Raw genomic sequence first — 22,385 nt, 5'->3', positions numbered from 1 at the left:
GTTTTGATTGATAAACTCCCCGATTTTATGACAATCCCCTGATTACCAATGACTACTCAATGACTCAAAATTATGTTCAAAAAAATACTTATTGCCAATCGCGGGGAAATCGCCTTACGGGTGATTCGTACCTGCCGCGAAATGGGAATTCAGACCGTGGCGGTGTACTCAACAGCCGACCGTGAAAGTCTGCACGTACGTTTTGCCGACGAAGCGGTTTGTATTGGCCCCCCTGCAAGCCGTCAGTCCTACCTGAATATTCCAAACATCATTTCGGCCGCCGAAATCACCAACGCCGACGCCATTCACCCCGGCTACGGATTCTTGTCGGAAAATGCGGAGTTTTCTCGAATTTGTGCCGATTACGGTATCAAATTCATCGGAGCAACGGCCGAGCAGATTAACTTCATGGGCGACAAAGCCACCGCAAAAGCAACCATGAGAGCCGCGGGCGTACCCGTAATTCCAGGCTCAGAAGGGCTACTTGACTCGGTAGAACAAGGCAAAGAATTGGCCAAAGAAATTGGCTACCCCGTCATTGTGAAAGCAACTGCGGGGGGCGGTGGACGCGGAATGCGTATCATCAAAGATGAAAGTGAGTTTCAGAAAGCGTGGGATGATGCCAAAATGGAATCAGGCGCGGCTTTCGGCAACGACGGCCTTTATCTCGAAAAATTTGTAGAAGAACCCCGCCACATTGAAATTCAGGTGGTAGGCGACCAATACGGCAAAGTATGCCACCTTTCGGAGCGCGATTGCTCGATTCAGCGTCGCCACCAAAAACTGGTTGAAGAAACACCTTCTCCCATCGTGACCCCCGAACTTCGGGAGCGAATGGGGCAAGCCGCCATCAAAGGTGCTTCGGCCATCAATTACGAAGGGGCAGGAACCATTGAGTTTTTGGTCGATAAATACGGTGAATTCTACTTCATGGAAATGAATACCCGGATTCAAGTAGAACACCCGATTACGGAAGAGGTAACCAACTTTGACCTCATTAAGGAACAAATCAAAGTGGCGGCTGGTGAGCCAATTTCGGGACAAAACTACACCCCAAAGCGCTACGCAATGGAGTGCCGTATCAACGCAGAAGACCCCGCCAACGGATTCCGCCCAAGCCCAGGCAAGATTACGCAATTGCACTTCCCTGGCGGTCACGGCGTTCGTATCGATAGCCACGTATATGCTGGCTACACCATTCCTCCCAATTATGACTCCATGATTGCGAAGATTATTGTAAGCGGTCAGTCACGCGAAGAAGTGATGACCCGCATGAAACGGGCTTTGCAGGAATGCGTCATTGAAGGGATAAAAACTACGATTCCTTTCCATATCCGCCTCATGGACGACCCCGGCTTTAAATCGGGGATATTTACGACCAAATACTTGGAGTCCTTTGATTTCGGGGGATTGTAAGGTATAAATAACTGAAAAATGTAAAACTGATAAATGTAAAATAAGGAAAATACAGTCTGCATCAAGCTGTAAATCAGTTTTTCTTTTCGCCATATTTCTTTAAAAGCGGGCTTTCAAAAGCTCGCTTTTTTTGTTTCAACTTTCCCAAAAGTGTGCCTTTTTGGGAAGCTCTTTCTTGAACTGATGCACAATTTGAGGTTGTTATTTCCCAAGAAACCCTGTCTTTAAGTTAGCATGATTTTTTTATCTTTTCGGTCATAACTTATCATTCAACTTTAACAAACAAGGTTATGAAAAAGCAACAAATCACCGAAGAGATGAAACAATCTCCGCTTCATCAATTGTTTTTGGAAGAAATTAAAGACATTTATTGGGCCGAAAATCATTTGCTGAAAGCCCTACCAAAAATGGCCGAAGCCAGTACTTCAACCGAACTTAGGAAGGCATTTGAAGGTCACTTGGCCGTTACACAAACCCACGTAGAACGTTTGAAAAAGGTTTTTGAATCATTGGACGAAAAACCTGAAACCAAAACCTGTGAAGCCCTTAAAGGACTAATCAGAGAGGCCAACGAAATCATTGACGATACCGAAGACGGCACCATGGTGCGGGATTGTGGCCTGATTTTGGCAGCCCAAAAAGTTGAACATTACGAAATTGCAACCTATGGTACCCTGCGTACTTTGGCCGCCATTATGGGCCATACGGAAGTGCAAGCACTTTTACAGGCTACGTTGGACGAAGAACACTCGGCCGACGATGAACTGACACAGGTGGCAATGTCATTTGTTAACGAAGAAGCCATGTCCGAAAAATAGCTTAAGAGGCTAGAATAACTTAACAAAAAAGCAGAAGGTGAACCCTTCTGCTTTTTTTGAAACATTGTTACTGTCTATATTGGAAGTTTTAACCAGCAATACAAAGTCAACATTCAGAAGAAGGTTCTGATTTATTCTACTTTTCTAAATACAACCCGCTGTAAATTATCAACCGAATAGTTAGTGACGGGCTGGTTATCAACACCTTGTTTTTTTCCTGAAGTCACCTCAAAAATCAATTCTTTGCCTCTCAATTCATAGGTAGAAGTAAGTATTACGCCAGATGTTTCAAAAACGCAATACAGTTTATTCTCGAATAAATAGTCCATCAGCTCAATTCCACCTCCTTCGTCTGTAATATAATGCCCTTTTGAAGCGTCTTTTAGCCGTAAAATATAGTCTTTAACCATAGGCATTTGGGGCGACAAATATTCCATTTTCCACATCCATGCATCCGCAGCTGTCATTTTTTTAACGGTCAATTTTACAGACAAGCTGTCTTTGAGCATGCCTCGGTTGTAGATGTACATCGTTCCTTCCCAATTACCCAAACAGGTATCTACAAACGTTGTCTGCGCCATTGAAGACTCAAAAAAAGCAAAAAAGAGCCAAAGTATCAGTCCGAGTTTTTTCATAACAAACCATTATTTCAGTTCTTCTACCGTATCTATAAAATAACAATGGGGATGATGTTTCATGCCTATTTTGGGATAATACTCTACTGCTTTGGGCGCCGACAATAAAATGAGTTTGGCACGGGGCGCAGCCAGTTTTGTTTGCCGAATCAATTCCTTACCGATGCCCTGTTTTTGATACGCTTCGTCCACCGCCAAATCTGACAGATAGGTACAAAAAGCAAAGTCAGTAATGGCCCGCGATACGCCAACTAGGACGCCATTGTCGCGCGCCGTTACCAACAGATTGGCATTTTTGAGCATATCTGCTATCCGCTCAGTATCTTCTACGGGTCGACGCTCGCCTAAGGTTGAGCGATTGAGTACTGATATAAATTCATCAACAGACAACTGATTTTCTACTTGATAATTGATTAAAAATGACATGTAAGGTCTTGTTTTAGGCTCCAACAGAACAGGCAACAATTATCCGTACTTTTCGGCACTTTTCATCATACAGAAACAAAAAACTGTTCTTTTGCTCCGAATATAACCAAGCCTAAAGGCTATCTATCTAAAATTAGCACATCCACCCCAAAAATGATCAAAAGCATTTTTTCATAGAACGAGGTAATTTAGATTTGGTAAATTACTATAGCGAAATATCTTTTTTCACCCGACTAAACCTTCTCTCATCAATGGCTGCAACCCTGAAATGCCCCAAATGCGATAGCCTAGAAACTGTCAAAAACGGAATTATTAAAAACCGCCAACGGTTTCGGTGCAAAAAATGCGACTACAATTTTACCGTAGACAAACTCGGCAAAGGTATTAGTTCGTATTACGTCATCAAAGCCCTCCAGCTATATATTGAAGGGGTGAGTTTCCGCGAAATCGAGCGTTTGTTGGGCGTCAGTCACGTATCGGTCATGAACTGGGTCAAAAAATACCAAATCAAAATGCCCGACCGAATCACGCATCATGCCACTTATAAAGTAATGAGCCATAAGGAATTGGCGGAGTTTTATGCCGACCGCAAAAACCTCGAAGGAACGGGCATGATTGTGACCGAATTGGGCGATAAATTTATGATGATTAAATGGGAACGATTTAAAGATTAAGGTTCCTAAGAATTCATTTTAGTCAAACACGGCATTGCATTCTCCCCTATTTCTCCTATTTATTGCTAATATAATATACTTTTGCTAAATTACTATAGGCACTTTTCGGGGTGCCTATTCCTATTTTGCGCCCCTTTATACTTCAATTAGCGCCAAAATACCCTATAATATTCTGTTTTTTTCTTTAATTACCACAGAATATTCAGACTTGGGCACCATTATTAATATAAAATAAGGCAAATAGGGTGTTTTATTAGCCTTTACCTACACTAATTGACCAAAGCTATATCAATATTTTTTTTATTTATTGTATTTTATGGTGTTTTGGATCACAATTGCTGCCCAAGGCGCCAGGGCTTCGATTGCAATGCAGTCCGAATTTTTCGAAACCTTCTCCTCTTAACCGACAATGAAAAAGTTATTTTTAGTATTGATTTTTGCTACCAGCTGCGCCCATAGCTACGCCCAAGGCTCTACGGATTATGGTTCAGGAATGAAATTTAATATAAACCCTGAAGGCACGAAATACGTGCGTTTGATTACTTGGAGTCAGATATGGGCTAGGTCTGTACAGAACAATCCTGGCACGTTAATCAACGGAACACCCCAAGATAAAACGTTTGATGTGGGTGGTAGGCGCTTACGGATGCTAGCAATGGCCCAAGTGAGCCCCCGATTTATGGTATTGGCTCACTTTGGTGTCAACAATCAGTCTTTTCTGAACGGCGGTGCTGCGGGCACTTCTGGAACGGGTGGATATGGCGCTGGCAAAAAACCAGGGCTATTTTTCCATGACTTTTGGAGTGAATATACCATCATCCCTACCATCAACGCCGAGACCAAAAAGCCAAACAAATTTACGATGAATATTGGGGCTGGTCTGCACTACGTAATGGGGATTTCAAGAATGACCATGTCGAGTACCCTTAATTATTTGGCCGTTGATGCACCCATATTCAACTGGGCACTTATCGAAAACAGTGATCAATTTGCCCGCCAATACGGCATCTTTACCAAAGGAAAAGCGGGCAAGTTTGAGTATCGTTTGGCATTAAATAAACCGTTTGCAACCAACGGAACGGCCACTGAAGGCGTAGCCGTCGACAACAATGGCCAGAGTAAAGCCGCGCTGGCAGGCTATTTAGAATATGAATTTTTTGACCGAGAATCCAATGCCCTTCCTTTCAAAGTGGGCACCTACGTAGGCACCAAAAAGGTATTTAACGTGGGAGCAGGGTTTTATTCTCAAAAAGAAGGAACACAAAGCCTAAAAAATGGAATTGTACAAAAACATTCCATAAACTTGCTGGCGTTGGATGCATTTCTGGATATGCCGATCGGTAAAAAAGAGAAAAATGCAGCCCTTACGATGTACACCGGCTATTTTAATTACAATTTTGGTCCCAACTACCTCCGCAACATCGGCATCATGAATATTGGCACGATTGACCCCAAGTTTACCGATAAAAAAGCCTTGGCGGGGGCGGGAAATGCCCGCCCAATGATAGGAACAGGCTCCATTTTCTATACACAAGCAGGAATTTTATTGCCCAAAACCAGCGATAAACCCAAAATCCGCGTTCAGCCATTTGCCGCTTACACGTCTAAGAAGTTTGAAGCCCTCAGTAAAACAGGCAGCTACTTTGACCTTGGCAGCAACTTTTTCATCGACGGGCACCACGCGAAAATCACTTTACAGTACTCAACTCGCCCCATCTACACGGCCAAAGATGTCATAGATGGCAACAAAGGTGAGTTTATCGTTCAATTCCAAACGTATCTTTGAGTTTGGTTAAGTAAAACCCTCCTCCGAAACCCTTATATTTTCTCTAATTATAACACCTAACTTTCCTACACTAATGTCAGAATCTGCAACAACGAATACTAAAGCGCAGAAAAAACAAAGCTTAGCGGCCATCATTGCGGCATCGTCGGTCGGTACGATGATTGAGTGGTACGATTTCTACATCTTTGGAAGCTTGGCGACGATTATCGCCACCAAGTTTTTTCCAGACGGCAACCCCACCGCGGCTTTTCTTTCTACCTTAGCCACTTTTGCCGCAGGCTTTGTGGTTCGTCCTTTCGGGGCCATTTTCTTTGGCCGCTTGGGTGACCTTATTGGCCGAAAATATACCTTCATGGTCACGTTGCTGCTGATGGGCGGCGCTACGTTCATGATTGGTTTGATTCCCAGCTACGAAACCATCGGTTTCTTGGCTCCTACCCTAGTGCTTTTACTGCGTCTTTTGCAGGGGTTAGCCCTTGGCGGCGAATACGGCGGCGCCGCTACTTACGTGGCCGAGCACTCTCCCGCCGACAAGCGTGGATTCTGGACTTCATGGATTCAAATCACGGCTACTGCAGGGTTGTTTGTATCGCTGATTGTGATTCAATTGACCCAAAACAGCATGTCGAAAGAGGCTTTTTCTGAATGGGGCTGGCGCGTACCGTTTTTGGTTTCCATCATCATGGTGTACGTTTCGGTCTTGATTCGTAAAAACATGCACGAATCGCCGTTGTTTGCCAAAGCAAAAGCCGAAGGAAAAACCTCTACCAACCCGCTGAAAGAATCATTCGGCAACCGTTACAACTTCAAATTTGTGTTGCTGGCTTTATTGGGAGCCACTATGGGCCAAGGAGTTGTGTGGTACACGGGGCAATTTTACGCGTTGAGCTTTCTCCAAAAAGTAATGGCCATTGACCTTCAGCAATCCAACGCGCTGATGACCTACGCGTTGATGTTGGGCACGCCATTCTTTGTGTTATTCGGTTGGTTGTCTGATAAGATTGGCCGCAAAGGCATCATGCTCGCTGGTATGTTGATTGCCATTTTGTCGTACCGTCCGATTTACGAAAAAATGTACCAGACCACCAACATCCAAAATAAAACGGAAGTAGCCGAAAAAACAACGGTAGGTATAACCCGCACGCTGGACAAAAAAGACGGGGTTGAAACCAAAGATTCGCTCATTGTCACTACCATCAAAAAAGAATATACGGACGGCACTCAATACGAAGAAAAGAAGATTGAAAAAATCTTAGCCGATGCCTCCGCAGCCCCCGTAAAACCCGAAATCAAGAAACTCGTCACCATCAATGACAGCGATAAATGGACGCTTATTTGGCTAGTCTTCATTCAGGTGATTTTCGTAACAATGGTCTACGGCCCTATCGCAGCCTTCCTCGTGGAGATGTTTCCGACCCGCATTCGCTACACGTCTATGTCGTTGCCGTACCACATCGGAAACGGCGTATTTGGTGGACTGTTGCCTACCATTGCCACCGCTTTGGTTGCCTCGGCTGGCAAAGCCAACGACATCGCCAAAGAAGCTGGGGAAGCATTGCCCAACGCCGCTCCTTACCTCGAAGGACTTTGGTATCCGATTGTCATTGCAGGAATCTGTTTTGTCATTGGATTATTGTACATCAACGGTAAAGATCGCAACGTTAATGATTAATCCACCAAATCAATGAGTAACAAAAACGCTCATTACCCCTATTTTTTCAACTGATTTAGCAACAACAAAGACAATGAATACGATAAAAAGACTAGCAGGTATTATCTGGTTGGCCGTAGGTGCCGCCGCAGGGTATTATTTATTAATCAATCAGGCCATCCCCAAATTTGGCACGGGCAAACCCGAAGACTTGATTCCTGCGGGAATTTACACCTTTATCTTATGTCCTCTTATTGTAGGGAGCCTGGCTACTTTTGGAATTTATGCCCTCAAAGGCGAATACGACAGTAAAAGTTAGGTTTAGGGTTTAGTAGTTTGAATGATTGTCGAAGTAGTATCGCTCTTCGGCAATCATTTTATAACGGCAACGCATAGCAGGCATCTTCACTTTATCCCTTCTTATGAATACAAATCGTAAAATTTCATTGGTGGCGTTGTGTGTAGTGGCGATTGTCCTCTTCAATACCCCTTTTCTTTCGATTTTCAACAAGCCGACATTTATCGGGAGTATCCCCGTATTTTACGGCTTTCTATTTGGAGCATGGTTACTGATTATTGGGGCTACGGCGTGGTTACTTCGTCAATCTGAAGCAGAAGATGAGTAGTTTTTGGATTATTTGCTGGTCTTTGTTGTACCTGTTGCTCTTGTTTGTGATTGCCGACCGGGCTGAGCGCCGCTCGTCCCACAAGCGCAGTTGGGTGAATAATCCTTACGTGTATGCTCTTTCTTTGGCCGTTTACTGCACCGCTTGGACGTTTTATGGTAGCGTGGGTCGAGCGGCCGAATCGGGGCCAGATTTTCTAAGCGTTTACATCGGTCCTACGCTCGTAATTCCGCTTTGGTGGATTATTTTCAGGAAGGTTATTCGCATTTGTAAAGTCCAGCGAATCACCAGCATTGCCGATTTTATCTCCGCCCGTTATGGCAAAAGTCGTGCCTTGGGCGTGATTGTGACCGTGGTGTGTTTACTGGGTATCATCCCCTATATTTCCATTCAACTCAAAGCCATTACGAGCAGCTTTCTGATTCTTTCGGGCAATGATACCTCGCCCAATCAGTCGTTTTTGAGCGATCAATCTTTCTACATCGCCCTGATGCTGATTGTGTTTGCGATTCTATTCGGAACCCGAAAACTAGAAGCCAACGAACGCCACGAAGGCCTCGTTGCGGCCATTGCCTTTGAGTCGCTGGTCAAGTTATTTGCGTTTTTAGCGGTTGGAGTCTTCATTACTTTCGGCATTTTCAACGGCTTCGACGACATCGCCGCCCGCGCAGTGAAAGTCCCCGAACTTCGTAAACTATTTACTTTACCCGAAAATCAAACGGGAAATTGGTTCTGGCATTGCTTTCTGGCCGCCATTGCTATTCTGTTTTTACCTCGTCAGTTTCAGGTAACAGTAGTGGAAAATATCGACGAAAATCACCTCAAAAAAGCACAATGGTTATTCCCGCTTTACCTGCTGATTATCAACATTTTTGTCTTACCCATTGCCCTCAGCGGAAAATTACTTTTTGCCGACGAAGCCATCAAATCTGACACCTATCTGCTGGCCATACCACTGCATTTTAAGCAACAAGGCTTGGCTTTTCTGACTTATTTGGGCGGATTTTCGGCGGCGACAAGCATGATTATCGTGGAATGTACCGCCCTGACGGTGATGTTCAGCAATAATTTACTGATGCCATTTTTGGTGAGCCGTCGGGGGTGGCAAGAACGCATGGGGTCTTCGATTGGGAGTTTTGTCATTACGGCCCGTCGTTTATTTATTGCCGTCATTATTTTGCTAGCGTACGCTTATTACAAAAACGTCAGTGACAAGTACTCGTTGGTATCGGTCGGCATGGTTTCGTTTGCGGCAGTGGCGCAGTTTGCCCCCGCTGCTTTGGGCGGAATTTGTTGGAAACGGGCCAATCTGACGGGAGCGATGAGCGGAATTTTGGCAGGAACAACTGTTTGGTTTTATACCCTGATTATTCCCTCAATGGCCTCAAATGGCCTTATCTCTTCCGACTTTTTGGCGCATGGGCCAGCGCACATTCATTGGCTTAGGCCAGAAGCATTTCTGGGGCTTGAGGGGATGGACAGCCTTTCGCACGGCGTCTTTTGGTCGTTACTTTTTAACGTTTCATTCTACGTTTTGGGGGCGCTAAATTTCTCCCAAAGTGCCGTAGAGCACAACCAAGCCGCGTTGTTTGTCGATATTTTCAGATACGATACGTCTTACGAACGTTCGGTGGCTTGGCGAGGAAAAGCCTTGGTGACTGACATAACGAATCTTTTAAGTAAATTTTTCGGGGAAATGCGCGCACAACGGGCCATAACGCTCTACGTCAAACGCAATAAACTTGCCCTTTCTGCCAAATATGCCGACCCGCAGTTGGTCAATTATGCCGAAAAAATGCTCAGCGGTGCCATTGGGGCTGCTTCGGCGCGGGTGGTGGTGGCGTCGGTGGCGAAAGAAGAACCCGTAACGGTGGATGAGGTGATTGATATTTTAAAAACGTCACAAGAACTGCGCCTTGTGAACGAAGAGCTGACGCGCAAATCGCGCGAACTGGAGCAACTCACGGGTCAGCTCAAGGAAGCCAATGAGCGTCTGCAACAGGCCGACCGCGAAAAAGATGATTTTCTGTCGACGGTTACGCACGAAATCCGAACGCCCATGACCTCTATTCGGGCGTTGTCGGAAATTGTCCTCGACAATCCCGACATGGACGAAGAGCAGCAAAAGCATTTTCTGAGTACCATCATCAAAGAATCAGACCGCCTGACCCGGCTAATCAACCAAGTGCTTGATTTGGAACGGTTTGAAACTGGAAAATACCAATTGACCAAAGAAACATTTCACCCCGAAACCCTCATCGAAGAATCTATAAATTCCATTAATGCCTTGGCCACCGAAAAAAATATTGTCATTCAAACATCTTACGCGGGCAAACTACCCACGATAAACGGAGATTTTGACCGGCTGATGCAGGTGCTCATTAATTTGTTATCCAACGCCATCAAATTTTGCCCCGCCCAAAACGGGCTCATCGAAATAAGGGCAATGGCAGACGGCAATTACCTTTCTATCAGTGTAAAAGACAATGGACCAGGCATCAGTGCGGAGCATATTGCCCTGATTTTTGATAAATTTTACCAAGGAAATGCCCCGCTTGCCCGCAAGCCCAAAGGCAGCGGATTGGGGCTGGCCATTTCCAAAAAAATCATTGAACTGCATCAAGGAAGCATTCATGTGCAGAGTACAGTAGAAGAAGGGGCGCTGTTTACTTTTGAAATACCAGTGTAGTATCTATATCTCTTTGCGATCACAATTTTATTTTAAGAGAATAAATTTTCTATTTTACAACGTTATTCACTCAAAACTCCTAGGTCACCCTACGAACATACTGCCTATATGACACGCCAACATATAAAAATAGTAATAGTAGACGACGAGCCCAATATTTTGATGTCGCTGGAATTCCTGATGAAAAAGGAAGGATACAAAGTTTTTATTGCCCGCGATGGCGAAGAAGCCGTTGATATCGTTCGCACCGAAATTCCAGACGTTGTTTTATTAGATATTATGATGCCCAAAGTCGATGGGTATGAGGTGTGCCGTTTTATCAAAAGCTCGCCAGAATATCAACATGCCAAGGTCATCTTTATGAGTTCAAAAAGCCGTGAAACTGACCTGCAAAAAGGATATGATCTTGGCGCCGATTTATACATACCTAAACCGTTTTCAACCCGCGACATGGTGGCCAAAGTAAACGCACTTACGATGAGCGCCGTATAGTTTCCCCTTTTAAGTTTCATTACTCATGAAATCACCAACACCCTCTTATGCAGGCTTTTACGAAGCCAGCCTTGCTAGTCCTGTGGATTTTTGGACCAAACAGGCCACCAAAATTGCGTGGTATAAAGCACCCGTTCAGACATTAACGATGAACGAAAAGGGGTTCTATCGGTGGTTTGAAGGGGGAACACTAAATACCTGCTACTTGGCCTTGGATTATCACGTAGAGCACGGCCGGTCGGAGCAGGTGGCGCTTATTTATGATTCTCCTGTGACCAAAACCGTTCAAAAATACACCTACGCCCAACTTCAATCGGAGGTAGCAAAATTGGCAGGGGCATTACGTCAATTGGGCGTCGAAAAAGGCGATTGTGTCGTGATTTATATGCCGATGGTACCCGAAGCGGCTTTTGCGATGCTGGCTTGCGCCCGTTTGGGGGCGGTTCATTCGGTGGTTTTCGGAGGATTTGCCCCGCACGAACTGGCCATACGCATTGACGATACCCGCCCTAAAGTCGTTATTTCGGCTTCGTGCGGTATTGAGTTTGAGCGAGTGATTCCGTACAAACCGTTGCTCGACGACGCCATTCACCTCGCCCAATTTAAACCACCTCACTGTTTAATTTTACAACGTCCCCAAATTCACGCTCTCATGCACGCGGGGCGCGACGTTGATTTCAGCACCGCTGTTGCGCAGGCCGAGCCCGTTGATTGCGTACCCGTTGACGCCCTCGACCCGCTATACGTTTTGTACACGTCGGGTACCACGGGCAAACCCAAAGGAATTGTTCGCGACAACGGGGGGCACGCCGTTGCCATGAAATTTTCGATGCAGTATGTATATAACATTCAACCAGGAGATGTGTATTGGGCCGCTTCTGATTTGGGCTGGGCAGTTGGTCATTCATACATTATCTATGCACCTCTTATTCAGGGCTGTACCACCATTTTGTTTGAAGGAAAACCCGTTAGGACTCCCGATGCGGGCACCTTTTGGCGCATTATTTCTGAACATCAGGTAAAAGTATTTTTCACTGCACCCACGGCATTTCGCGCCATCCGGAAAGAAGACCCACAGGCTGAATTTCTCCAAAAATACGACCTTAGCTGCCTCCAACAGCTCTTCGTGGCTGGAGAGCGCTGCGATCCTTCTACCCTCAAATGGTTGCAGGAAATAACCAATAAACCTATCATTGATCATTGGTGGCAAACAGAGTCTGGCTGGCCGATGATTGCCAATATGACGGGCGTAGAGCTTTTACCCGTCAAACCCGGCTCCGCAACCAAACCCGTTTGTGGGTTTGATGTGCAGATTCTGGACGAAGACGGGCAGCCGTTGGATGCCAACCACGAAGGATACGTTTGCCTCAAACTGCCACTGCCTCCCGGCTGCCTACCCACGCTCTGGAACGACGATGCCCGCTTTCAAGAATCGTATCTTTCCAAGTTCCCAGGGTTTTATTTCTCTGGCGACGGCGGCTACAAAGACGACGACGGCTACGTGTACATCATGGGCCGCGTAGACGATGTCATCAATGTGGCGGGGCACCGCCTTTCTACGGGTGAAATGGAGGAATTTGTGGCTTCGCACCCAGCAGTGGCGGAATGTGCCGTGGTGGGAATTCAGGACGAAATGCGCGGACAGCGCCCCGTGGCGTTTGTGGTTCTGAAAGATGGAATGGCCATCGACGAGCCAATGATTGAAACCCAATTGGTAACGTTGATTCGAGAACAAATCGGGGCCGTGGCGTACTTCAAAAGTGCGTTAATTGTAAAACGTTTACCCAAGACCCGTTCGGGAAAAATCCTGCGAAAAGTAATGCGCCAAATCGCCGACGGCGAATCTTACAATGTTCCTTCTACAATTGACGACCCAGCGATTTTAGGAGAAATAGCCGAAAAATTGCAGAACCGAAAAATTGGCAAAGGATTCGGAGAATTTGCAGTCATCTGATTTTCATCACTTTCTATACCTTTTTAGCAATTTTAGGTCAGCGATTTCACTCAAACGGGAAAATGTTTTGTTATTTTTAGACCCGCATTCATCAACAACCTTCCTAACCACGTTAACTTTTACCAAAACACATTCAGATATCATGCGTATCCGTACATTTGAAGAGTACCAAACCGCCTATCAGCACAGTGTAGAAGACCCCGAAGGATTCTGGGCCGAAGTAGCTCAGGAATTCAAATGGCATAAGCCGTGGAAAAAAGTGCTCGAATGGAATTTTAGCACCCCCGACATCAAGTGGTTTGTAGGTGGAAAAACAAACATCACCGAAAACGCCCTCGACCGTCATTTGCGCGAGCTGGGCAATCATCCCGCCATCATTTGGGAGCCCAACGACCCTTCTGAACCCAGCGTAACGCTCACGTACAAAATGCTCCACGACCAAGTGTGTCGTTTTGCCAACGTGCTCAAGCGCAACGGCGTTGTCAAAGGCGACCGCGTGTGTATTTACCTGCCAATGGTGCCCGAAGCAGCCATCGCTATCTTGGCCTGTGCGCGCATCGGTGCTGTTCATTCGGTTGTATTCGGTGGGTTTTCGGCCCAATCGTTGACCGACCGCATCATTGATTCTAACTGTAAAGTTATTGTTACCTCCGACGGTGCGGCGCGTGGCAATAAAAATATCCCCATGAAAGATACCGTTGACGACGCCCTGATTGCGTGTCCTTCGGTTCAAAAAGTTATCGTACTCACCCATACCCGCACGCCCATTTCGATGATTAAAGGCCGTGACGTATGGTGGGAAAGTGAAATGAAGCAAGTTACGTCGGACTGCCGGCCCGAGGTGATGGATTCAGAAGACCCTTTGTTTATTCTCTATACATCAGGCTCAACGGGCAAGCCCAAGGGCGTTGTGCACACCACTGGTGGCTACATGGTGTATTCGGCGTATACGTTCCAAAATGTATTCCAATATGAAAAAGACCAAGTATTTTTCTGTACCGCCGACGTGGGCTGGATTACGGGCCACAGCTACATCGTATACGGCCCGCTGCTGAGTGGAGCCACTTCTTTGATGTTTGAAGGCATCCCGACCTATCCCGATGCGGGACGTTTTTGGGATATTGTTGACCGGCACAAAGTAGACATTCTTTATACCGCCCCTACGGCCATTCGTTCGTTGATGGGCTTTGGCCTCAAATACGTCGAAGGCAAAGACCTTAGTTCGCTCAAAGTGCTGGGCTCGGTGGGTGAACCCATCAATGAAGAAGCATGGAACTGGTACAACGAACACATTGGTAAAGGCAAATGCCCGATTGTAGACACATGGTGGCAAACCGAAACGGGCGGTATTTTGATTTCGCCCATCGCGGGAGTGACCAAAACCAAGCCAACCTACGCTACCCTGCCGCTGCCGGGGGTACAACCGATATTGGTCGACGAAAGCGGCAAAGAAATAGAAGGAAACGGCGTGAGCGGAAATCTTTGTATCAAATATCCGTGGCCGTCTATCATCCGTACCACTTGGGGCGACCACGAGCGCTGTCGGCAGACGTACTTCTCGACCTATCCAAATCTATACTTTACCGGCGACGGTTGCCTCCGCGACGAAGACGGCTACTACCGCATCACGGGCCGCGTGGATGATGTGCTCAACGTATCGGGGCACCGCATCGGAACCGCCGAAGTAGAAAACGCCATCAACATGCACGCCGACGTCATCGAGAGTGCAGTGGTGGGCTATCCGCACGATATCAAAGGGCAGGGAATCTATGCGTTTGTCATTTGCGAAAATACCCTCGACGACGAAGACCTTTCGCGCCGGGATATTTTAGCGACCGTGACACGCATCATTGGGCCCATTGCCAAACCAGATAAAATCCAGTTTGTCAGAGGATTACCCAAAACACGCTCGGGAAAAATCATGCGTCGGATTCTGCGCAAAATCGCCGAAGGAGACACCTCAAATCTAGGCGACACAACCACGCTTCTGGACCCCACAGTGGTGGATGATATTAAAGCAGGCGCGATGTAATATAAGTTTATCCGCTATTCTTTCAAGAAGGCTGCCTCATTCAGGGGCGGCCTTTTCATTTCTTCGTCTCCAGTTTATGAATCACATAATCTAGTTTTTCGTGCAAAAGTCGAATTTCCAACTCGGCACGGAGGTTAATTTCGTAATCACTTTTGGCACGTTCGCGGTCCTTTTGCTCCTGACGATTCTGGCTCATCATGATGACTGGGGCCTGCAAAGCGGCCAAACAAGATAGAAGCAAGTTGAGTAAAATGAACGGATACGGGTCAAATCCCTTGTTGAGCAACAACCACACATTGACGCATATCCAGACGGCGATAAAAAGACCAAACGAAATGATAAACGTCCAGCTACCGCCAAATTCCGCTATTTTATCCGCTACCCGCTCGCCAAAAGTAGTTTTTTGTCGGGTATCATCGAGCGAATTATCCACCAAAATACGGCTGATACTCATGGAAACCAAGATTTTCATCTCTTCATCCGATAGCCTTCCTAAGTCTTTTTGGAGAAGGGTTTCGAGGTGTTTTATTTTTTGATTGTTTAAACTTGTTTCCATTTTTATTGGTTTTGAATAACACACAAACGCCGCAAAGCAATGCAAAAACGCTCACTAGGAAACAGTACGATTTCGCTCTCGGCCATCGGTTTAGGCTGCATGGGAATGTCTGAGTTTTACGGTGCCACCGACGATACCGAATCCCTCAAGACCCTCCATACGGCCCTCGACGAAGGTATAAATTTTCTGGACACTGCCGACGCCTACGGGCCATTTAAAAACGAAGAACTCGTGGGAAAAGTGGTGCGCCAACGCCGCGACGAGGTAGTGTTAGCCACCAAATTTGGCATCATACGCGACCCCAACGACCCCGCCAAGCGGGGCTTCAGCGGACGCCCAGAGTACGTCCAGGCGAGTTGTGATGCCAGCCTTAAACGCCTAGGGATTGACACCATTGATTTATATTATTTGCACCGTTTGGACCAAAATACGCCCATTGAAGAAACTGTCGGTGCCATGAGCGAGCTTGTAAAAGCAGGAAAAGTGCGCTACATAGGACTCTCGGAGGTGTCGGCACAAACCATCAAACGTGCCCATGCGGTACATCCCATCTCGGCCGTTCAGTCAGAATACTCACTTTGGAGCCGCGATATTGAAGAGTCCGTCATCCCTACCTGTAATGAATTGGGCATTACTTTGGTAGCTTACAGTCCACTGGGGCGAGGTTTTTTGACGGGACAGTTCCAAAAATTTGAAGATTTATCTCCTGATGATTTCCGACGGAATTCGCCACGATTTATGGGCGAAAATTTTGCCAAAAATCTCGCCATCGTTGATTTACTCAAACGCTGGGCCGAAGAGCGCGGCATTACTCCTTCACAGTTAGCGCTGGCATGGGTACTGGCACAGGGCGAAAATATTGTACCTATTCCCGGCACCAAACGGGTTTCTTACTTAAAAGAGAACCTAGGTGCACTAACTATTACGCTTTCCAAGGAAGAATTGGCCGAACTCGAACGCATCAGCCCCAAAGAAGCCGTAGCAGGCCTACGTTATCCAGAAGCAATGATGAAGGTGTTGACGGCATAGAGTATCGTTATGGCCACGTAGTCTATTTCTCAAAATTATACCAAATTAGTGTTAAAAATAATTAAGTTTATTTTTTGGGAAAAACTCTTTATATCTACCAATGTTTGCCATTTTTTTCTTTATAAATAGCAATAAATTAGAAAATAAATTTCAAATTTTCTAATTTTTAATTTTTTCATTTAATTTTAAAACCAATTGTTATTCAAACAAAATAGCGACTAAATGTGGATAATATATAATTTTATCAAGAAAAGTATTCAATTAAGGATATTTTTTAAAAATTATTTGTAGATACATTGAATTTTACATTAGCTTTGAGCATTCAATGAAAAACAAAGCAGATTTTATTTGTTTTGTTCAACTTTGAAACACATTTCATCAACCTTCAAATAGTGACTACCCCCTTTTTGTGTAAAAGCAAAAAGGGGGTTTTTTGATGCTCAACAACCCAATGGATTGTGGTTACTTTGCCGATTGGGGTAGCTTTATAGACTCAAAACTGCATCCGACAAGCTATTTTTCTTATTCCAATAGGTGTAATTCGTACACACATATCAATTAATAAAGAAAATGTACTTATTTCGGCCTTAATAAGACCTTTACCCTATGCAAATCAACCCCTTCATTGACGCCGCTCGGCAGGGGCGTAACGAATTTGGCGTGTACGTCGCTGTGTTTATCTTAGTATTTATCGCCAATCTTCTTGGCTCAATTCCTGGCGCTTGGGCCATGGTCACGTGGAAAGATGACCCTCAGGCCTTGCCCGTTTATCTTATTACATCCCTGATGTTGTTGGGCTTTGTGGCCTCGCTCGTGGTGCTTTGGCTGTGTGTAAAACACCTCCACAAACGCAATCCACTCATGATGATTTCGCCTTCTGGGGTTGTCAATTGGCCTCGTATACTCAAATCCGCTGGGCTTTGGATGGTTTGCTCAGCGGTAGTAGAAACCGCTACTTACTTACTGTTTCCTGACAAATACCAGTTTTCGCTCAATTTGAAGGACTTTTTACCCTCGTTGGTCGTGGCCATTGTCTTACTTCCTCTTCAAACTTCTTTTGAAGAGCTTTTTTTCAGAGGGTACCTTTTGCAGGGAATTGGCTCCTGGAACCTCTGGGCCGGTATCATTATTACATCCGTGGTTTTTGGACTTGCGCACAGTTTCAACGACGAGATTGAAGCCGTAGGCTCATTGGGCCTCGCGATGGTATATTACATCGGCGTCGGTCTATTTTTTGCGCTGTTGGGCGTCATCGACAAATCACTTGAACTGCCACTGGGCATTCACTTGGCCAACAATGTGTACGCTTTTTTGTTGGTGGGTTACCCGAGCAGCTCGGTTCCTAGCTCCACTATTTGGATGACTACTGAACTAAACTTTCCGCTCATGGTTACCCAATGGGTGGTGGTGATGGCACTTTATTTATTGCTCGCCAAAAAGGTCGTGGGGCTTCAGTTGATTGCCAAGCCTACCAGTTAATGCCGCTTTCTCCGCCTAAGCCCAATTTCTTGGTAAATTGATTAGACATTTTTGATTTACTGGTAATGTAACGCACGCTTGCCCCGATAAAGGGCGCAATATTGGGCTTTTGGGTAATCAAATTTTCGTGGGCAGAGTTAAAAGTGCGCAGCTGGCGAAAGGTTCCTAATCCCGCTTCCAACGACACATTGAAAACAGTAAACAAATGAGCATTGGCCGCCACCGAAAACTTAACGTGCTGATAATTGCTGCGACGAAACATTTTTTCGGCATTCATGACCTGCTGAAAACCTCCGCTATATCCGTCAAAGGCACCAATCATATCAATGTTAAACCATTCGTTGAAGCGGCGGTTGACATCCAACCGAAAAGGCAATAAAGCCGACACACGCCACTGTTTGCCGAGGCGTTTGTTGAGGCCAAAAACGGGAATCAAACGAAATTTTTGGTTATAAATAACGGCCGTTCCGTAGGCAATCTGGGTATGTAGCCCTAAAATTCTCATTCGGGCAGCCCCTCCCCAGAAAAAAGGCTGGGGCGTAAAAAACGTTTCGTTGGACTCCGTTACGCCCAACCCTCCGCCATAAATCCAGAGTCGGTCGCGCAGGCTGGCCTGAAGCATAAGCACCCCCACCGATGCTGTTTTGTAACCGTTATCTGGGGTAATGATGCCGTTTTGGGTAGGCTTGAGTTGAGAAACATTGGCCAGCATCAAAAAATGGCGCGCGCGCAAATCAAACTTTTTACGCAAACTAAAAGACACATCCACCTCACTCCGCAGCGGAATAATGCCATTGAACGACGTCCGCGAAAGACCATAACGCTGATTATTGCCCATGTTGGCTTCGGGCATATAGTCGGCACGAAGGGTAGCATTAGGATAAAAAAGCCGACTCAACGCAAAATGCTGAGCCGAAAGAGAAGTAGAAATAAGCAGTGTAGCCGAAAGTAAAAAGGAGGCGCGAAAAAACATAATGTCGTGTATTTGGTGGAATTAACGCGCAAAAATGGGCAATATTGCGGAAGAAATACAATCATCTTTTCATTCTGAATTTAGTTTTTAATGAACCTAACCGATAAAATAGTTTGGATAACGGGAGCCTCGTCGGGTATTGGCGAAGCATTAGCCTATGAATTTGCCAAACAAGGCGCAAAATTGGTGCTCTCTGCCCGCCGGCTGGAAGAATTGGAGCGCGTCAAAAAAAGCCTAAACCTGCCCGATGCTTCCGTTCTAATCGTACCGATTGACATGTTGAAACCCGAAGAATTTGGGGCAAAAACCCAAACCGTTCTTCAATACTTCGGGCGAATAGACGTATTGGTTCCCAACGCGGGCATCAGCCAACGGGAAAAATTTCTGGACATTGCGCCCGCCGATTTTCAAAAATTGATGGATACCAATTTCACGAGTGTAGTCCTCCTCACCCGCGAAGTACTTCCGCACATGATTGCTCAAAAATCAGGGGGTATTTTGGTCACGAGCAGCGTGAGCGGCAAAATCGGCACTTCATTCAGGACATTCTATTGTGCCTCCAAACACGCCATTCAGGGTTTTTTTGATTCGTTGCGGGGTGAGGTTTGGCGCGATGGTATCTTGGTAACGGTGGCGTGTCCGGGTTATATCAAAACCAATATTTCGCTCAATGCTATTGGTAAAGACGGCAAACCTTTTGGTAAAATGGACCAAAATCAAGCCAAAGGAATTCCAGCGGATGTGTGTGCCCGTAAAATGGTCAATGCGCTCAAAGCTGGAAAACACGAGATTATCATTGCGGGCTTTAAAGAAACGCTCGGCACTTATCTCAAGCGCTTTGCTCCCAGTCTGTTGTGGCAATTGACCAAAAATTACAGCATCAAAGCCGTTGAACAATAACTGATTTCGATTTTTGGAAAATAGATTTCAAGTTTAAGGGAGATCTCGCGGTTTTTGAGAAACTGCTCGCACGTGGAGGCGGCTTCTCAAAATCGCGAGATTGCGTGAAAGCAGTTTCTCAAAACTGCGATCTCAGGCCTACTGCCTCTACTCGCTATATAGGCATTTCTGTCAGCTTTTGATAGAGTGATGAGTACGCATTTGCCACCACCCCGAAACTATTCCGCTGCCTAATAACCTGGAGATTATTTACCTTTAATTGCTCATAATCAGCTTCCTCCAACACAAACCGAATACCCTTGGCTAAGTCTTCCGCAGAATATAACTGGGCCACGTAGCCCGTTTTTTTGTGCTCGATTTGTTCCGAAATTCCGCCCGAGTCAAAACCCACCACGGGCGTACCGCAGGCCATAGCTTCGATGACGGTGTTGGGGTAATTGTCTTCCAACGAAGGCACCACCATCACATCGGCGGCCTGATACACCTCAACAACTTCGTGCGCTGGTAAGCTTCCCAACGACTTTACTTCCAAGCCCATATCCGTGAGGGCATCGGGTTCGGTTTTGCCAAAAACGACAATACCCCAGTCGGCACGTCGGTCTTTTAATAACTGAGTTGCTTCTTTAAAGTAGGCAAAACCTTTGCGCGGGTCTTGGGTATTGACACCCGCAAAAAGAATCCATTTTTTAGCGGGATTCAGGTCGATTTCTGAAGACGAAGCAGGCTTAAAAACGGAGGTATCGATGGGATTGGGAATGGCAAGCGAAGTCAAATGTTTGGTTAGCGCCGCACGCGTGCCCAATTCTGCCAGCCATCGACTGGGCGAGACGAGCGTCAGTGGAGCATTTGAAAACAGCTTTTTCTTTTGCTCAAACACCTGAGATGATAAATCTGTGGCGCTGGGCTTTCGTACATAGGGGCAAAATCCGCAATGTGTAAGGTAGCGGTCACATTCACGACTATAATGACAACCACCCGTAAAGGTCGACATATCGTGCATGGTCCAGACCACAGGCTTACCGAGCGCAAACAGTTTTTCTAATGAATGTAAAGACAAAAAACCGAAGTTTATCCAATGCAAATGAATCACATCGGCTTCTAACACAAGCGGGTGGGCAGATACGTCAACGCCAGCCCACAAGGGTGAAAAATGAAAGCGAACGCTTTTGTCTTTTTCATGAAACAAAAAATAGGCGCGTTCCGCCGCAAACCGTGCAAACGCCATTTTTTTTTCAATAAAACCAGAGGCAACTCCTTGCACACCCTCTTCCTCGCGTTCAGTTTCCTGCACCAATACCGACGATTCTACCCCAATGCCGCGCAAGGCATGGTGTAGCCGAAGCGCCGCAATCGCAGCCCCACCGAAGGTATGATAGGTACTCAGATGAACGACTTTCATACCCGCCACGCCGATATATTTAACTGTAAATCCATGACATCGTTGTTGCGATAACGGTGATTTACAAAAGGTGCTTTACGGTGCTGATTGGTGTCAATGTAATACCGAAACCCTGCTTTTTCAATCACTTCGATGACCTTCGCCAAGGCTTGCGGTTGGCCGATATAAGCGTGAAACTCTACAAACAAATGTTGCACGCGGTCGAGCACATCGGCACAATCGGGCAAAACATCAATTTCGGCTCCTTCAATGTCGATTTTTAGAAAATCAACGCGGGTTTCTACCGCCAACTCGTCGCGCAAACGCACCGAAGGAACCAATTTTTTGCTGCCTTGGCCATAAATAGAGGCATCGTCGGCCTGACCTTCGCCAAACCACACGCCAGCGGTGTCTTTCCAAACCGCTTTTTGGACGATTTCTACATCATTAATGCCGTTAATTTTTAGGTTTTGGGTCAAATAATTGGCAATTACTGGCTCCGCTTCGTAGGCTTTGATACGCGCCTGTGGGTACAATTCCTTAAAGTAAATAACGCTCATACCGACGTTGGCCCCGCAATCATAAATCACGGGTGCAGACGCTGATGTGTTGAATTTGTAAAACGCTTCGACGTAAATTTCTTCGTATTGCCACGTCCACGAAAAAGCATCGGGTACTTCCAGTTGATAACGTCCAAATTTAACCTTGGTCGGTTGGTAGCGCGGGCGGTCGCCATAGCGCCAAAAAAGCCCCAACAACTCCCTACCAGCGGGATTTCGGAGGATGTGAAACGGGTGTTTGAGTAAATATCGAAAAGCAAGCATGGAGCAAAATTAAGGAATCATTCTGTATCTTTGTTCAAGTATTCTAC

The 22,385-nt window shown here is 46.0% G+C and carries 20 protein-coding genes; 14 read left to right on the top strand and 6 right to left on the bottom strand.

What is annotated here, in order from left to right; all coding sequences use genetic code 11:
* Nucleotides 1–72 precede the first annotated feature (72 nt).
* Nucleotides 73–1,416, top strand: coding sequence for an acetyl-CoA carboxylase biotin carboxylase subunit (gene accC, locus GVN20_RS03295; RefSeq protein ID WP_166556947.1), 1,344 nt, complete (start codon nucleotides 73–75; stop codon nucleotides 1,414–1,416).
* Nucleotides 1,417–1,706: 290 nt separating this feature from the next.
* Complete coding sequence (locus GVN20_RS03290) at nucleotides 1,707–2,234, top strand: ferritin-like domain-containing protein (protein WP_114067287.1); 528 nt, start codon at nucleotides 1,707–1,709, stop codon at nucleotides 2,232–2,234.
* A 131-nt stretch (nucleotides 2,235–2,365) separates the two neighbouring features.
* Here the strand turns inward: GVN20_RS03290 and GVN20_RS03285 are convergent, their stop codons facing one another.
* Together GVN20_RS03285 and GVN20_RS03280 are read right to left on the bottom strand one after the other, a co-directional pair.
* Complete coding sequence (locus GVN20_RS03285) at nucleotides 2,366–2,869, bottom strand: hypothetical protein (protein WP_166556946.1); 504 nt, start codon at nucleotides 2,867–2,869, stop codon at nucleotides 2,366–2,368.
* 9 nt (nucleotides 2,870–2,878) lie between these two features.
* Nucleotides 2,879–3,295, bottom strand: a complete 417-nt coding sequence (locus GVN20_RS03280; RefSeq protein ID WP_166556945.1) for a GNAT family N-acetyltransferase — start codon at nucleotides 3,293–3,295, stop codon at nucleotides 2,879–2,881.
* Between the two features lie 251 nt (nucleotides 3,296–3,546).
* Here GVN20_RS03280 and GVN20_RS03275 point away from each other — a divergent pair, with 251 nt between their 5' ends.
* The 9 genes from GVN20_RS03275 (at nucleotide 3,547) to acs (ending at nucleotide 15,199) form a co-directional block, all read left to right on the top strand.
* A complete protein-coding gene (locus tag GVN20_RS03275; protein WP_114067290.1) occupies nucleotides 3,547–3,969 on the top strand; it encodes an IS1 family transposase in 423 nt (140 codons plus the stop codon).
* Nucleotides 3,970–4,378: 409 nt separating this feature from the next.
* Entirely contained in the window at nucleotides 4,379–5,755 is a 1,377-nt protein-coding gene (locus GVN20_RS03270; RefSeq protein WP_166556944.1) for a porin, read from the top strand.
* Between the two features lie 73 nt (nucleotides 5,756–5,828).
* The gene (locus GVN20_RS03265; protein ID WP_166556943.1) at nucleotides 5,829–7,427 is read left to right on the top strand and encodes an MFS transporter; all 1,599 of its coding nucleotides are present in this window, start codon (nucleotides 5,829–5,831) and stop codon (nucleotides 7,425–7,427) included.
* A gap of 73 nt (nucleotides 7,428–7,500) precedes the next feature.
* Complete coding sequence (locus tag GVN20_RS03260; protein ID WP_114067293.1) at nucleotides 7,501–7,725, top strand: DUF6814 family protein; 225 nt, start codon at nucleotides 7,501–7,503, stop codon at nucleotides 7,723–7,725.
* Nucleotides 7,726–7,828: 103 nt separating this feature from the next.
* Nucleotides 7,829–8,032, top strand: a complete 204-nt coding sequence (locus GVN20_RS03255) for a hypothetical protein (protein WP_114067294.1) — start codon at nucleotides 7,829–7,831, stop codon at nucleotides 8,030–8,032.
* Entirely contained in the window at nucleotides 8,025–10,721 is a 2,697-nt protein-coding gene (locus GVN20_RS03250) for a sodium:solute symporter family transporter (RefSeq protein ID WP_166556942.1), read from the top strand. Before GVN20_RS03255 ends, GVN20_RS03250 begins: the two co-directional genes overlap by 8 nt.
* Nucleotides 10,722–10,829: 108 nt before the next feature.
* Nucleotides 10,830–11,213 carry a response regulator transcription factor gene (locus GVN20_RS03245; RefSeq protein WP_114067296.1) on the top strand — a complete coding sequence of 128 codons (384 nt, stop codon included), beginning with the start codon at nucleotides 10,830–10,832 and terminating at the stop codon, nucleotides 11,211–11,213.
* A gap of 25 nt (nucleotides 11,214–11,238) precedes the next feature.
* Nucleotides 11,239–13,167 carry a propionyl-CoA synthetase gene (locus tag GVN20_RS03240; protein WP_166556941.1) on the top strand — a complete coding sequence of 643 codons (1,929 nt, stop codon included), beginning with the start codon at nucleotides 11,239–11,241 and terminating at the stop codon, nucleotides 13,165–13,167.
* A 142-nt stretch (nucleotides 13,168–13,309) separates the two neighbouring features.
* Nucleotides 13,310–15,199 (top strand): acetate--CoA ligase, encoded by a 1,890-nt coding sequence (gene acs / locus GVN20_RS03235; protein ID WP_166556940.1) that lies wholly within the window; start codon nucleotides 13,310–13,312, stop codon nucleotides 15,197–15,199.
* Nucleotides 15,200–15,254: 55 nt separating this feature from the next.
* On the opposite strand, the gene GVN20_RS03230 is transcribed toward acs, so the two are convergent.
* Nucleotides 15,255–15,755 (bottom strand): DUF1003 domain-containing protein, encoded by a 501-nt coding sequence (locus GVN20_RS03230; protein WP_166556939.1) that lies wholly within the window; start codon nucleotides 15,753–15,755, stop codon nucleotides 15,255–15,257.
* A gap of 39 nt (nucleotides 15,756–15,794) precedes the next feature.
* Here GVN20_RS03230 and GVN20_RS03225 point away from each other — a divergent pair, with 39 nt between their 5' ends.
* On the top strand, nucleotides 15,795–16,784 hold the full coding sequence (locus tag GVN20_RS03225; protein ID WP_166556938.1) for an aldo/keto reductase: 990 nt from the start codon (nucleotides 15,795–15,797) through the stop codon (nucleotides 16,782–16,784).
* Between the two features lie 606 nt (nucleotides 16,785–17,390).
* Nucleotides 17,391–18,263: a CPBP family intramembrane glutamic endopeptidase gene (locus GVN20_RS03220; RefSeq protein ID WP_166556937.1), complete on the top strand. Its 873-nt coding sequence runs from the start codon at nucleotides 17,391–17,393 to the stop codon at nucleotides 18,261–18,263.
* On the opposite strand, the gene GVN20_RS03215 is transcribed toward GVN20_RS03220, so the two are convergent.
* Nucleotides 18,253–19,236 carry a hypothetical protein gene (locus GVN20_RS03215; protein ID WP_166556936.1) on the bottom strand — a complete coding sequence of 328 codons (984 nt, stop codon included), beginning with the start codon at nucleotides 19,234–19,236 and terminating at the stop codon, nucleotides 18,253–18,255. The two genes, GVN20_RS03220 and GVN20_RS03215, sit on opposite strands and share 11 nt — an antisense overlap.
* Before the next feature lie 90 nt (nucleotides 19,237–19,326).
* Between GVN20_RS03215 and GVN20_RS03210 the strand changes: the two genes are divergently transcribed.
* Nucleotides 19,327–20,136, top strand: coding sequence for an SDR family oxidoreductase (locus GVN20_RS03210; RefSeq protein WP_166556935.1), 810 nt, complete (start codon nucleotides 19,327–19,329; stop codon nucleotides 20,134–20,136).
* A gap of 154 nt (nucleotides 20,137–20,290) precedes the next feature.
* On the opposite strand, the gene GVN20_RS03205 is transcribed toward GVN20_RS03210, so the two are convergent.
* Together GVN20_RS03205 and GVN20_RS03200 are read right to left on the bottom strand one after the other, a co-directional pair.
* Entirely contained in the window at nucleotides 20,291–21,535 is a 1,245-nt protein-coding gene (locus tag GVN20_RS03205; protein WP_166556934.1) for a glycosyltransferase, read from the bottom strand.
* Nucleotides 21,532–22,338, bottom strand: coding sequence for an FkbM family methyltransferase (locus GVN20_RS03200; protein ID WP_166556933.1), 807 nt, complete (start codon nucleotides 22,336–22,338; stop codon nucleotides 21,532–21,534). The genes GVN20_RS03205 and GVN20_RS03200 overlap by 4 nt, the downstream gene beginning before the upstream one ends.
* Nucleotides 22,339–22,385: the final 47 nt, after the last annotated feature.

This window comes from Runella sp. CRIBMP, assembly GCF_009905605.1.
Taxonomy (GTDB): domain Bacteria; phylum Bacteroidota; class Bacteroidia; order Cytophagales; family Spirosomataceae; genus Runella.
Note: the sequence above shows the minus strand (reverse complement) of the source record. Positions and strands in the feature narration are given on the sequence as shown.